The sequence below is a fragment of the Variovorax atrisoli 110B genome (assembly GCF_000382045.1).
Taxonomy (GTDB): Bacteria; Pseudomonadota; Gammaproteobacteria; order Burkholderiales; family Burkholderiaceae_C; genus Variovorax; species Variovorax atrisoli.
On record NZ_KB907452.1, the window covers coordinates 319,279 to 331,901 of the forward strand.

A 12,623-nucleotide genomic window follows, 5' to 3' on the forward strand; every position below is an offset into this window, starting at 1 on the left:
TGCAAGGGGGTTGGAGGCCACACGAAGTGGGCAAGCCTGGGGGTATTCATACTTTGACGCGCGGGTCGACCACCGCGTACAGCAGGTCGATGGAGAAATTGATGAGCACGTAGATCGCCGCAATGACGAGCAGCGCCCCCTGGATCACCGGATAGTCGCGCCGCAGCACCGCGCTGACCACGAGGTTGCCCACGCCCGGCAGGCCGAAGACGGTCTCGGTGATGACGGCGCCGCCGATCATCAGCGCGATCGTGAGGCCGATCACCGTGACGATGGGCACCAGCGCATTGCGCAGCGCGTGCTTGAGCACCACGGTGCCCTCGCTCAGGCCCTTGGAACGCGCGGTGCGCACGTAGTCCTCGCCGAGCACGTCGAGCATCGAGGCGCGGGTGAAGCGGATGATGAGCGCCGAGTTCAGCAGGCCCAGCACGGCGGCCGGCAGCACAAGCGCATGCAGGCGCTCGGCGAAGGGCGCATCGGGCGCGCCGTAGCCGGACACCGGGAACCAGCCCAGCGACACGGCGAAGATCTGGATCAGCACGATGCCGAGCCAGAAGCTCGGGATGCTGGCACCCAGCATCGCGATGCCTGTGAAGAGCTGGTCGACCGCGCGCCCCCGGAACACCGCCGACACGATGCCGCACGGCACGCCGATCAGCGCCGCGATGGCCACCGCCATCAAAGCGAGCAGCGCGGTGGGTTCGGAGCGCTCCCACAGCGCCTGCGTCACCGGGCGCTGCAGGAAGATCGACTGGCCCAGGTTGCCCTGCAGCACCTCGCGCAGCCAGTAGCCGAACTGCACGGGCAGCGGCTTGTCGAGGCCGTATTCCTTCTGCACGCGGGCGATGTCGGCGGCGGTGGCCTGGTCGCCCAGCAGCACCGAGACCGGGTCGCCCGACGCGGCGCGCGTGAGCACGAAGACCAGCACCGCCACGATGGCGAGCACGACCAGCATGCCCGCGACGCGAGAGGCGATGTAGCGCAACAGCGATTTCTTCATCACGCTGAAAACTCGAGGGCCGCAGCGGAACCGACCGCGACGTACTGCCCGGTGAACTGGATGTCGCCGCCCTTCACGCGGAAGACCGTCACGTTGTCGCCCTGCTTGTTGTGGCACACGTAGAGGAACCTGCCGCTGGGGTCGAGCGTGCAGCTGCGCGGGTAGTTGCCGCGCGACCATTCCTCTCGCACCAGCGTGGGCGCGCCGGTGCGGGCGTCGACCTTGAAGATCGAGATCGAGTCATGCAGCCGGTTGAGCGACACGAAGTGCTGGCCGTCGGGCAGCATGCGGATGCCCGATGCGTAGCTCGTGCCCTTGAAGCCCTTGGGCAGCGCCGAGGTCTCGCTCACCAGCGTGAGCACGCCGGTGGCGTCGTCGTAGCGCATGAAGGCGATGGTCGAGGCCTCCTCGTTCACCAGGTAGAGCCACTTGCCGTTCGGGTGGAACACGAAGTGGCGTGCGCCGGAGCTTTCGGACACGGCCACGGTGCTCGGCTGGCTCAGCACGCCGGTGGCGCGGTCGAAGCGGTAGGAGATGAGGCGGTCGAGCCCCAGGTCGGCCACGAGCACGAAGTTGCCCTTCGGGTCGGCATGCACCATGTGCGCGTGCGGGCCGTCGTGGTCGCTGGTGGCGAAGCCTTCGTGCGAGCGCGCGGCCTGCGGCACCACGTCGGCGCCGGGCTTGCAGGGCGTGCCGGCGCCGCAGGCTTCCGCGTCCTTGTAGACGACGGCTGCGACGGCAGGATCGGGCGTGCCGTCGGCGCGCAGCGCGAGCACGCTGACGTCGCCGCTCGCGTAGTTGGCGGTGAAGAGAAAGCGGCCGTCGGGGTGCACGCTGATGTAGGCAGGGTCCTTGCCGCCGCAGGGCGTCTCGGAGACGAAGCTCAGCGCGCCGTCTGCACCGATACGAAAAGCCGAGACCGAGCCGGCCTCGAACTCGTTGGCCGCATAGAGCATCGGCAGCTTCGGGTGGCGCGCGAGCGAGGCGGGGTTGCGCAGCTTCGCGCCCTCTCCCGTGCCTGCCACGGCCGCCGGTGCGCCGGGAATGGGCTTGAGCGCGCCGGTGGCGCTGTCGAGCACGAACTGGTGCACGCCCTGTCCGCGGCCGCCGCGCCACGGCTTGCCGCCGTCGCTGTAGGTGCCGACGTAGGCGTAGACCGGGCCCTGGGCGGCAGCCCGGGCGGCGAAGGCAAGGGAAGGTTCGAGGCCCAGAGCCCCGAGGCCGGAGGCCAGTGCGCTGGCTTGCAGGAGTTGGCGACGCGACGGCATGGCTGTGTGTCTCCGCCTTCTTACTTGATCTTCGCGTTCCAGAAGAACGGCCAGGTCGCGGGCTGGTAGTTGTCCAGCGCCGGGCTCTTGGCCGAGAGGCCGTTGAACTTGCCGACGTTGATGTACGGCACCTCGTCGTACACCACCTGCTGCACCTTGCCCCACAGCGCGCCGCGCTTGGCGGGGTCGCTCTCGACGTTGAAGGCCTGCAGCGCCGACTTCTTGGCAGGCGTTTCCCACCAGCCGGGCGCGCCGTCGCCGAGCTGCGGCGGCGAGAGCATGGGCTCGGGGAACTGCCCCGAGTGGGTGACGTAGATGTCCCACAGCTTGGCGTCGTTGCGCCGCTGCACCAGCGTGGCCCAGTCGACCACGTTGAGGTCGACCTTGAAGCCGGCGCGCTTGAGCTGCTCGGCCATCAGCAGCGCCATGTTGTAGTGGAAGTCGTACTGGCGGCTGGTGAGCACGCGGATCGGCTCGCCCTTGTAGCCGGCCTTGGCGGCGGCTTCCTTGGCCTTGGCGGCGTTGCGCTGGTTGTACTGGTCGGCGCCCGCGGTCGAATAGAAGGGCGAGCCCTTCGGGAAGTGGTTGGGCTCGGCGGTGAAGAAGCGCGTATCGCCGAAGCCGGCGGCGAGCATCTCGCCTTCGCCCAGCGCGGTCTGGATCGCCTGGCGCACAGGCTGGCTGGCGGCCACGCCTTCCTTGGTGTTGAGCACGAGGTACGGGAAGCCGAACGAGGGCGTCATGATCGGCACGGTCTTGCCGCCCGACTTCTCCAGCCGCGGCAGCGCTTCCACCGGCAGCAGGTCGGCGAAGTCGTACTGGCCGGCCAGCGCGCCCTCGACGCGGGTGCTGGCGTTGGGCACGGGCACGAAGCGCAGCTCCTCGATGGCCGCCTCGCGCTTGCCGCCGTAGCCGCTGGCGGCCTCCTTGCGCGGGCTGTACTTGTCGAAGCGGGTGAGCAGCACGAACTGGTCGGGGCGGCGCTCCTTGAACTTGTAGGGGCCTGTGCCCACGAACTCCTTCAGCGGCGAGGCGATGGAGTCCTTGGCCATGATGGCGGCCATGCCGCTGGGCAGCGCAAGCTGCGACAGCAGCGGCGCGTAGGGTTCCTTCAGCACGATCTCCACCGCCAGCGGGCCCTTGGCCTTGAGGCTGTCGATTTCCTTGCCCACGGCCTTGCCGCGCGGCGACTGGTCCATCCAGCGCTGCAGGCTGGCCACCACGTCGTCGGCCGTGAGCTCGCGGCCGCTGTGCAGCATCACGCCCTTGCGCAGGGTGATGGCGTAGGTCTTGCCGTCGGCCGAGATCTTCGGCATGCCCTCGGCCAGCATCGGCACCACGTTCCACTTGGCGTCGAAGGTGTAGAGCGTCTCGTACACGTGCTGCATGATGGTTCCGACCAGGTCTGCGGTGGAAGCCATAGGGTCGAGCGTCTGCGGCTCCGCCACCATCGCCAGCGTGGCGAAATTGCGCGGCCCCTGGGCATGGGCGCTCGGGTGGGGCAGCGCGGCGCACAGCACCGCGAGCAGGGAGGCACCCAGCAGGCTGCGCTTGGACAGCATGGGCAGGCGCTGGACGGGACCGACGTGGGGCATGGGGAACTCCTTCATGGGGCGGACTGATTTGTGAAAGAAATTTTCTCTCCGGCCCGAACTTTGAAGCAGTATCCATGCCAAATCATCCGTGTTAACCCTCGTTCGGACGATTTTTTGAAATAGATTTTCAAATCGGAGGGATACTCGCGGCTGGCTCCAGCCCTTGTTTCCTTGTTCCTTCCCTTCTTCCTTCAACACTACTCAGGAGTACCCATGCCCCTCGAATACCTCGGCGCCCCTCCCCTTGCCTCCGACCGCCAGGTCCGCCCCTTCTCCCCGGCCGTGCGCGCCGGCGACTTCATCTACGTCTCGGGCCAGGTGCCCGTGAACAAGGACGGCGAGATCGTGGTGGGCGGCATCGAGGCGCAGACGCGCCAGGTGATGGAGAACATCAAGTCCGTGCTCGCGCTGGCCGGCGCCACCCTCGACGACGTCTGCAAGAGCACCTGCTGGCTGCAGGACGCGCGCGACTTTGGTGCCTTCAACCGCATCTACATGAGCTATTTCGGTGAGAACAAGCCGGCCCGCTCGACCACCGAGGCCCGCCTGATGGTCGATGCGCGGGTGGAGATCGACGTGGTGGCCTACAAGCCCAAGGCCTGAGAAAGCGGGATCGGACAGCCGGACGCGAAGAGCGCGAAAGGAAGACCCGGAAAATTCTTCCGGATTCGCTTTTGTTGCGTCCGGTCTTCCGCCTTCAGCCGTGCAATTCGGTCTTGCGCTGGATGATGCGCGAGACCAGCCCGTACTCCACCGCCTCCTCGGCCGAGAGCCAGCGGTCGCGCTCGATGTCGGCCAGCACCACGTCGATGGGCTTGCCGGTCTCGCGAGCGATCTCGTGCGCGATGCGCTGGCGGGCCTTGATGATTTCCTGGGCCTGGATGGCGATGTCGGTCGCCTGGCCGCCCGCGCCGCCGCTGGGCTGGTGGATCAGGAAGCGCGTGTTGGGCAGGCACACGCGGCGCTCGCGCGGCGCCGCCAGGAACAGGTGCGTGGCCGCGCTGCCCACCCAGCCGGTGCCGATCATGTTCACCGGCGCGCTGATGAAACGCACGATGTCGTGGATGGCATCGCCCGACTCCAGGTGCCCGCCGGGCGAGCTCACGAGGATGTCGATGGGCTTCGCGGCGCTGTCGGCGTCCAGCGCGATCAGCCGGCGCGTCACGTCGGCGGCCACCGAATCGGTGATGGCGCCGAAGATCAGCAGCGTGCGCGACTTGAACGCCTTTTCTTCCAGGTAGGAGTTGCGCGGCTCGGCCGTGGCGGCGGGCTTGGTGTCGTCTTCGTCGGATCCCATCGAGAACATGGGCATGTTGGGTTGCTGCATGAAGAAAGCTCCTGTGGTTGGACTGTCTTGACGAACAAGCCCACAGTTTCGTGACATTGCGCGGGCATTGCACGGGCTTTGCGCACCATGGCAAGCTGCGCGGATGCTCGACGAACACTATCTCTCGCAATTCCCGGCACTGCGCGGCCGGCTGGTCCGCGCGGCGGCGCGCATGCTCGGCGGCCCGGCCGATGCCGAGGACGTGGTGCAAGAGAGCTACCTGCGCGCGCTGGAAGCCGGCGAAGGGCCCGGGCCCGAATCGATGCAGGCCTGGCTGACGACCGTGATGCAGCACCTCGCGATCGACCGGCTGCGGCGCGATGGCTGGATGCGGCGCTGGCTGCGCGATGCCGAAGGGCTCGCATCCGAGGCGCCTTCGGCGGAGAGCGAGGCTGCGCAGGCCGAATCCATCGAGCAGGCCTTACGCCTCATTGCCGCAAGGCTCTCGCCGGCCGACGGCGCCGCGGTGCTGCTGCGCGAAGTCTTCGAAGCCAGCTTCAGGGAAATCGCCGAGGCCGCCGGCAGGACCGAGGCGGCCTGCAGGCAGCAGCTGCATCGCGCACTGCTGCGGCTGCGCGAGGAAAAGAGCCGGGATGAAGCCGGCTCCTCGGACACGGTCTTCCATGTCTACCGGCAGGCGCTGCAGGACTGCGATGCGCGCGTGTTGTTCGCGATGCTGCGGCAGCCGCCTGCGCGGGCCTTGTCGATGTCTGCGAGCGCGGCCGGTGAAACACCACGCACCGTCTGCCAGGTGATGCAGATGGGCGGCCGGCTTGGACTCGTGCTCACGCTGGGAGGCAAGGTGCTGTGTGTCTTGCCGCTCGATGCAAGGCAGACGGACGAAGAGGCCGAAGTAGCCCTGTCGTATTAGCCCCTTCCCCCTCTGGGGGAAGGTTGGGATGGGGGCAAGCTGCGATCGTTCGGCGCAGTGCTTTGTTGAACGCCGCCGTGCCCCCACCCCTGCCCTCCCCCAGCGGGGGAGGGAGAAAGACAAAGGCCGGTATCAGCCCGCCAATCGCCCCGCCACCAGCTGCAGCACCCGGTCGCAGCGCTTCGCCAGGTCCTGGTCGTGCGTCACCATCACGAAGGCGGTGCCGTGCCGGCGTGCGAGGTCGAGCATCAGTTCGAAGACGGTGTCGGCAGTGCTTCGGTCGAGGTTGCCGGTGGGCTCGTCGGCCAACACGCAGGCCGGCTGCGTGACCAGAGCGCGCGCGATCGCCACGCGCTGGCGCTCGCCGCCCGAGAGCTCAGCGGGGCGGTGGTGCAGGCGCTGGCCCAGGCCCACGCTCTCGAGGATCTTCGCGGCCGACTGCGCGGCGGCCTGCTTCTCCACGCGGCGGATCTTCAGTGGCATGGCCACGTTGTCCAGCGCGCTGAACTCGGGCAGCAGGTGATGGAACTGGTAGACGAAGCCCAGGTGCTGGTTGCGCAGCCGCCCCTGCTCGGCCGGATCGGCGTGGGCGATGTCCTTGCCCAGCAGATCGACCTTGCCGGTGGTGGGCTCGTCGAGCCCGCCCATCAGGTGCAGCAGCGTGCTCTTGCCGGAGCCGGAGGCGCCGACGATGGCCAGCGTCTCGCCGGCGTGCACGTCGAGGTCGATGCCGTGCAGCACGGTCAGATCGAGCCTGCCCTCGTGGAACCGCTTGGTCAGTCCACGGGCTTTCAGAACAACATCATTGGCGCCGGGCCGCCCCAAGCCAATGGCGGCCCCCTCGGGGGGCAGCGAGGACACGACAGTGCCGAGCGTGGGGGTCATTTCACTCATAACGCAGGGCTTCGGCGGGGTTCACGCGGCTGGCGCGCCAGCTCGGATACAGCGTGGCGACGAAGGCCAGCACCAGGGAAATGATCGCGATGGGCACGATGTCGCTTTGCTGCGGATCGCTGGGCATCTTGCTGATCAGGTAGATGTCCTTCGGCAGGAAGCTCGCATGGAACAGCTGCTCCAGGAAGGGCACGATCACGTCGATGTTGTAGGCGATGCCCAGGCCCAGCAGCAGGCCGGCCACGGTGCCGATCACGCCGACCATCGCACCCTGCACCACGAAGATGCCCATGATGCTGCGCGGCGAGCTGCCCAGCGTGCGCAGGATGGCGATGTCGGCGCGCTTGTCGGTCACGGTCATCACGAGCGTGGAGACCAGGTTGAAGGCCGCCACCGCCACGATCAGCGTGAGGATGATGAACATCATGCGTTTCTCGACCTGCACCGCCGCGAACCAGGTCTTGTTCTGGCGCGTCCAGTCGCGGATGAGGAACTCGCCCGGCAGGCTCACGGCCAGCTGGTCGGCCACCTCGCGCGCCTCGTTGAGGTTCTTGAGCTTCAGGCGGATGCCGGTGGGGCCTTCGAGGCGGAACACCTTGGCGGCGTCCTGCTCGTGCACCATGGCCAGCGCGGAGTCGTATTCGTAGTGGCCCGAGTCGAAGGTGCCGACCACGGTGAACTGCTTGAGCCGAGGCACCACGCCCGCCGGCGTGACCTGCCCGCCCGGCGCCACCAGCGTGACCTGGTCGCCCGGCTGCACGAAGAGCGAGCGAGCGAGCTCCGCGCCGAGCACGATGCCGAACTGGCCCGGCACGAGCTTGTCGAAGGTGCCGCGCGAGGCGATGCCGTTGATGTCGGTGACCTCGGGCTCGAGCTTGGGGTCGATGCCGCGCACCAGCGTGCCCTTCATGTCCTCGCCGCGCGCGATGAGCGCCTGCGTGTTGATGAAGGGCGCCGCGCCGACCACCTCGGGGTGCTTGCGCGCCGCCGCCATGATCTGGTCGAGCTGCTGCAGCGCCTGCCCGTCGCGCGAGAAGATCTCGATGTGCGACACCACGCCGAGCATGCGGTCGCGCACTTCCTTCTGGAAGCCGTTCATCACACTGAGCACAATGATCAGCGCCGCCACGCCCAGCGCGATGCCGAGCATCGAGACACCGGAGATGAAGGAGATGAAGCCGTTGCGCCGCGTCGCCCGGCCTGCACGCGTGTAGCGCCAGCCGAGCTGCAGTTCATAAGGAAGTCGCATAGGGTCGGAATTGTGGCATTCCGGGCAACCCTGGGGCTTCCCGGACAATAGGGGGATGGCCGAAACCTCCCCACGCCAATTGCTGATCCCTTTCGCCGGCCGCGGTTCCCCGTCATGCCGCGCGGCCCTCTCCACGCTCAGGCTCCCCAATCTCGAAAACCTGCTCTCGCGGCTCACCCTCGCGGAGACCGACACGCAGGACGAAAGCACGCGCTCGCCTCCGCATGAACGCGCGCTGGCGCAGGCGCTGGGCATCTCCGCGCCCGACGGCTGCATCCCCTGGGCCGCGCTCGAGGCGCGCCGGCTGGGCATCGCTGCGCCGGGCGACACCGAGGGCTGGGGCACCGTCACGCTGTGCAACTGGCAGGTCGGCATCGACGACGTGGTGCTGGGCGATCCGGCCTCCATCGAGATCGACGCCGGCGAGTCGGCCGCGCTGCTGGAAGCCGCCCGCCCCTTCTTCGAGGAAGACGGCATCGCACTGCATGCCTCGCCCGTGCCCGGCCGCTGGCTGGCGCGCGCGGGTATCTTCGACGGGCTGGCCACTGCTTCCATCGACCGCGCCGTGGGCTACCCCGTCTCGCAGTGGTCGCCGCTGGCCGATGCCGCGCGGCCGCTGCGCCGGCTGCAGAACGAGATGCAGATGCTGCTGTACACCCAGCGCGTGAACGACGACCGCGCCGCGCGCGGCGTGCCGCCCATCAACTCCTTCTGGCTCGCCGGCACCGGCGCGCTGAAGAACGAAGCGGCAGCAACCGCCGTCGCACCGGCCGCCGACGACTCTCTGCGCACCGCCGCGCTGCGCGACGACGGCATCGGCTGGGCCGAGGCCTGGCAGGCGCTCGATGCCGGCCCCGTCGCCGCGCTGCTGGCCGAGTACACGCGCGGCGCGAACGACGTGTCGCTCACGCTGTGCGGCGACCGCGCCTCGCAGCGCTACACCGTGCAGCCGCGCGGCCTGGCGCGCTGGGCGAAGAGCCTGTTCGAGCGCAAGCGTGCGGCCGGCGTCCTGGAGGCGCTATGAAAATCATAGCCAGGGACATCCCCCCGCGCACCGTCTGGGCGCTGGAGCAGGCCGGCGTGCATCCGCTGCTGGCGCGGCTGTTCGCGGCGCGCGGCGTGCGTGCCAAGGAAGAACTGGACGACGGCCTCGCGCTGCTGCTGCCACCCGACACCCTGCACGGCACCCGCGAAGCCGCCGTGCTGCTGGCCGACGCCATCGCGCAGGACAAGCGCCTGTGCATCGTCGCCGACTACGACTGCGACGGCGCCACCGCCTGCGCGGTCGGCGTGCGCGGCCTGCGCCTGCTGGGCGCGAAGAACGTGAGCTACCTCGTGCCCGACCGCGTGGTCGACGGCTACGGCCTCACGCCGCCCATCGCCGAGCGCGTGGCCGCGAGCGGCGCCGACATGCTCATCACCGTCGACAACGGCATCGCCAGCGTCGAGGGCGTGGCCGCTGCCAAGGCGCACGGCCTGCAGGTGCTGGTAACCGACCATCACCTGCCCGGACCCGAGCTGCCCGCGGCCGACGTGCTGGTCAACCCCAACCAGCCCTGCTGCGGCTTCGAGAGCAAGAGCATCGCCGGCGTCGGCGTGATGTTCTACGTGCTGCTCGCGCTGCGCTCCGAGCTGCGCCGGCGCGGCGTGTTCGACACGCCCGCGCCCGCCGCCGGGCCGCCCCAAGGCGGGCCAGCCTCCCCCTCGGGGGGTGGCGAAGCACACGAAGTGGCAAGCCGGGGGGCAGGCAAACCCCAGCCCAAGCTCGATGCGCTGCTGCCGCTCGTCGCGCTCGGCACGGTCGCCGACGTGGTTCGGCTCGATGCCAACAATCGCCGCCTCGTGGCGCAGGGCCTGCGCCGCATCCGCGCGGGAAGCATGCCTGCCGGTGTCGCGGCGCTCTTCAAGGCTGCCGGGCGCAACGCGTCCATCGCCACCACCTTCGACTTCGGCTTCGCGCTCGGCCCGCGCATCAACGCCGCAGGCCGGCTTTCGGACATGACGCTGGGCATCGAATGCCTGCTGACCGACGACGCCGGCCGCGCCGAGGAACTCGCGCGCATGCTCGACGGCATCAACCGCGAGCGGCGCGACATCGAGGGCGGCATGCGCGACCAGGCGCTGCTGCTGGCCGAATCGCTGTTCGCCGCCGATGGCGACGGCATCGAGGCGCCGCCGCCGGCCATCAGCGTGTTCGACGCGGGCTTCCATGAAGGCGTGGTCGGCATCGTGGCCTCGCGCATCAAGGACCGCTTCCACCGCCCCACCTTCGTCTTCGCCGCCAGCGGCGCGCCGGGCAAGGAGCAGGAGCTGAAAGGCTCGGGCCGCTCGATCCCGGGCTTCCACCTGCGCGATGCGCTCGACCTCGTGGCCAAGCGCCATCCGGGCGTGCTGCTGCGCTTCGGCGGCCACGCGATGGCCGCGGGCTGCACCGTCGCGCGCGAGCACTTCGAGACCTTCGAGAAGGGATTCGCGCAGGTCGCGCGCGAGCTGCTGGCCGAATCCGCGCTCACGCGCCAGATCGAGACCGACGGCCCCATCGCACGCGAGTACATGCGCATCGACCTCGTCGACACGCTGCATCGCGAGGTGTGGGGCCAGGGCTTCGCGCCGCCCACCTTCAGCGAGGAGGTGGAAGTGGTGTCGCAGCGGCTGGTGGGCGAGAAACACCTGTCGCTCAAGCTCAGGCACCAGGGCCAGCCCATCGACGCGATGTGGTTCAGCCACACCGAGCCGCTGCCGCCGAAGGTCAAGCTGGCGTTCCGGCTCGACGCCGACGAGTGGCAGGGGGTGCGGCGGCTGCGCTTCCTGGTGGAAGGCGCGGAGTTCTAGCGGAAGGTCCGGCGCTTCCAGCCGGACAGCTTCCAGGCTGTCTACAACGGCAGCAAGGCCTTCATCGACTCGTTCGCGATGGCGCTGCGCAACGAGCTCAAGGGCACGGGCGTGTCGGTCACCTGCCCGATGCCCGGCGTGACCGGCACCCGCTTACCGCAGGCGTGAGAACGGCCGCGGGGCCGGCTACGATCGGCGACCTCCTTCCCGAAGCCGACCGGATGCCGCCCAGCCTTCGCCCCGTCTCAGCCAACCTTCACCTTCACCCCCGCCCATGCAGGCCGGCATGAGTCTTGGCGTGCTCGCCGGCCTGATGGTCTGCGGCCTGGTGCTGCTGCTGGTGTCCGGCAGCGCCCGCATGCATGCCTGGTACGTGCTGGCCTGCGGCTTCGCGCTCGCTGGCTTCGCACTGCTGGATCGCCTTTCGCCCGATGGGCCGCGGGCTCATTGGGCCGCACTCGTGCTGATGCTCTGGGCCGGATGCCGCCTGGAGTTCTCGCGGCAATTGCTGCGGCTGCCGAAGTTCACGCCGCGCCTGGACCGCGTCGCGCTGGGCTTTCTCGCCGCGCTGGCGCTGGCCGCTCTCTACTGCGCCATCGAGGCCCGCCTGCCCTGGCTGCTGCGCGTGCTGCAGGCGCTGGTTGCAGCTTCCACCGTGACGCTCGTCGCAGGCGCCATCGCAGTGCGCCGCCGCGCGCCGTGGCCTGCGCTGCTCTTCTGCGTGGGCGCGGCGCTGCTGCTGGCGGGCGTCTCGGCGGCGCATCTTCCGGCCTGGGGCGTGGCGCCCTGGACACCGGGCCATGCAAGCCTCGCGCAGGCCGCGGTCATCGCAGAGCTCGCGCTGCTCGCGGTGGCCGCCGCCATGCGCATCCGCGAAGAAAGAGCCGTCGAGGCGCACGCTCAATCGCTCCTGGCGGCGCCGGGCATCGACGCGCTCACCGGTGCGGCCAGCGAGGCCGGCTTCGAGCTGCGCGGCGAGGAATGGCTGCGCGAGGACCGCAGCTTCTCGCTGATGCTGATCGGACTGAACGATTTCGACGCGGTGTACGAACGCCATGGCCAGACAGGCGGCGATGCGGTGCTGGCAGCCATCGCCCATCGCCTGCGCGAGCAGCTGCGCGCCGACGACATGGTGGCGCGGCTCGGCGCCGACAGCTTCGCGATCCTGCTGGTCGGCGTGCCGCCGCGGCATAAGCTCGCGGAGATGGCGATCCGCATCGAGACCGCCGGTGCGCGGCCCGTGGCCTATGAAGGCCGGCTGCTCGCGGGCGGCGAACTCAGCATGGGCATCGCCAGCCATCCCGGCGACGGCGACACGCTCGGCAGCCTGCTCGAAGCGGCCGAGCGTGCGCTGGCGCACTGCAAGCGGCAGCGCATGGGACCGGCCTACGCCTTCGCGAGCGAGCTCGGGCGCACCGCCTGAATGATTTCTTCGTAATCCTCGCGCGCCTGCTGGCGCCTTGAACGAAATCTTCCTGCCGGCGAAGGCCCCGCAAGGGCCTGGCCTTCACGCCGGCCCTTTATCCTCGGCGGCGACCCGGCGGAAGGAACGACCCGCAGCGCGATCGCCGACCGCTCTTCATCGAT

11 protein-coding genes and 1 pseudogene are annotated in these 12,623 nt (G+C 69.2%); 6 read left to right on the forward strand and 6 right to left on the reverse strand.

Features of this window, described 5'->3' with window-relative positions; translation table 11 throughout:
* Positions 1–46 precede the first annotated feature (46 nt).
* From G369_RS0112585 to G369_RS0112595, 3 genes are read right to left on the reverse strand one after another with little or no spacing between them, the layout of a single operon-like run.
* The gene (locus G369_RS0112585; protein ID WP_026346343.1) at positions 47–988 is read right to left on the reverse strand and encodes an ABC transporter permease; all 942 of its coding nucleotides are present in this window, start codon (positions 986–988) and stop codon (positions 47–49) included.
* An 11-nt stretch (positions 989–999) separates the two neighbouring features.
* A complete protein-coding gene (locus tag G369_RS0112590; RefSeq protein WP_019654361.1) occupies positions 1,000–2,268 on the reverse strand; it encodes a lactonase family protein in 1,269 nt (422 codons plus the stop codon).
* A gap of 20 nt (positions 2,269–2,288) precedes the next feature.
* Complete coding sequence (locus G369_RS0112595) at positions 2,289–3,863, reverse strand: ABC transporter substrate-binding protein (RefSeq protein ID WP_026346345.1); 1,575 nt, start codon at positions 3,861–3,863, stop codon at positions 2,289–2,291.
* Between the two features lie 213 nt (positions 3,864–4,076).
* On the opposite strand from G369_RS0112595, the gene G369_RS0112600 reads away from it, so the two are divergent.
* Positions 4,077–4,466: a RidA family protein gene (locus tag G369_RS0112600; RefSeq protein ID WP_019654363.1), complete on the forward strand. Its 390-nt coding sequence runs from the start codon at positions 4,077–4,079 to the stop codon at positions 4,464–4,466.
* Between the two features lie 94 nt (positions 4,467–4,560).
* Here G369_RS0112600 and G369_RS0112605 read toward each other — a convergent pair whose 3' ends face one another.
* Positions 4,561–5,190 (reverse strand): ATP-dependent Clp protease proteolytic subunit, encoded by a 630-nt coding sequence (locus G369_RS0112605; protein WP_019654364.1) that lies wholly within the window; start codon positions 5,188–5,190, stop codon positions 4,561–4,563.
* A 103-nt stretch (positions 5,191–5,293) separates the two neighbouring features.
* On the opposite strand from G369_RS0112605, the gene G369_RS0112610 reads away from it, so the two are divergent.
* Positions 5,294–6,061 carry a sigma-70 family RNA polymerase sigma factor gene (locus tag G369_RS0112610; RefSeq protein ID WP_019654365.1) on the forward strand — a complete coding sequence of 256 codons (768 nt, stop codon included), beginning with the start codon at positions 5,294–5,296 and terminating at the stop codon, positions 6,059–6,061.
* 132 nt (positions 6,062–6,193) lie between these two features.
* Here G369_RS0112610 and lolD read toward each other — a convergent pair whose 3' ends face one another.
* Both lolD and G369_RS0112620 read right to left on the reverse strand, forming a co-directional pair.
* Positions 6,194–6,955: a lipoprotein-releasing ABC transporter ATP-binding protein LolD gene (lolD, locus tag G369_RS0112615; RefSeq protein WP_244164312.1), complete on the reverse strand. Its 762-nt coding sequence runs from the start codon at positions 6,953–6,955 to the stop codon at positions 6,194–6,196.
* Positions 6,948–8,204: a lipoprotein-releasing ABC transporter permease subunit gene (locus tag G369_RS0112620; protein ID WP_019654367.1), complete on the reverse strand. Its 1,257-nt coding sequence runs from the start codon at positions 8,202–8,204 to the stop codon at positions 6,948–6,950. Before G369_RS0112620 ends, lolD begins: the two co-directional genes overlap by 8 nt.
* 55 nt (positions 8,205–8,259) lie before the next feature.
* Here G369_RS0112620 and G369_RS0112630 point away from each other — a divergent pair, with 55 nt between their 5' ends.
* From G369_RS0112630 to G369_RS35760, 4 genes and pseudogenes are all read left to right on the forward strand, one after another.
* The gene (locus G369_RS0112630) at positions 8,260–9,228 is read left to right on the forward strand and encodes a hypothetical protein (RefSeq protein WP_019654368.1); all 969 of its coding nucleotides are present in this window, start codon (positions 8,260–8,262) and stop codon (positions 9,226–9,228) included.
* On the forward strand, positions 9,225–11,036 hold the full coding sequence (recJ, locus tag G369_RS0112635) for a single-stranded-DNA-specific exonuclease RecJ (protein WP_019654369.1): 1,812 nt from the start codon (positions 9,225–9,227) through the stop codon (positions 11,034–11,036). The genes G369_RS0112630 and recJ overlap by 4 nt, the downstream gene beginning before the upstream one ends.
* 15 nt (positions 11,037–11,051) lie before the next feature.
* A pseudogene (locus G369_RS38155) lies at positions 11,052–11,186 on the forward strand (SDR family NAD(P)-dependent oxidoreductase); the annotation flags it as partial.
* 136 nt (positions 11,187–11,322) lie between these two features.
* Positions 11,323–12,459, forward strand: a complete 1,137-nt coding sequence (locus G369_RS35760) for a sensor domain-containing diguanylate cyclase (protein ID WP_167333966.1) — start codon at positions 11,323–11,325, stop codon at positions 12,457–12,459.
* The last annotated feature ends 164 nt before the right edge of the window (positions 12,460–12,623 follow it).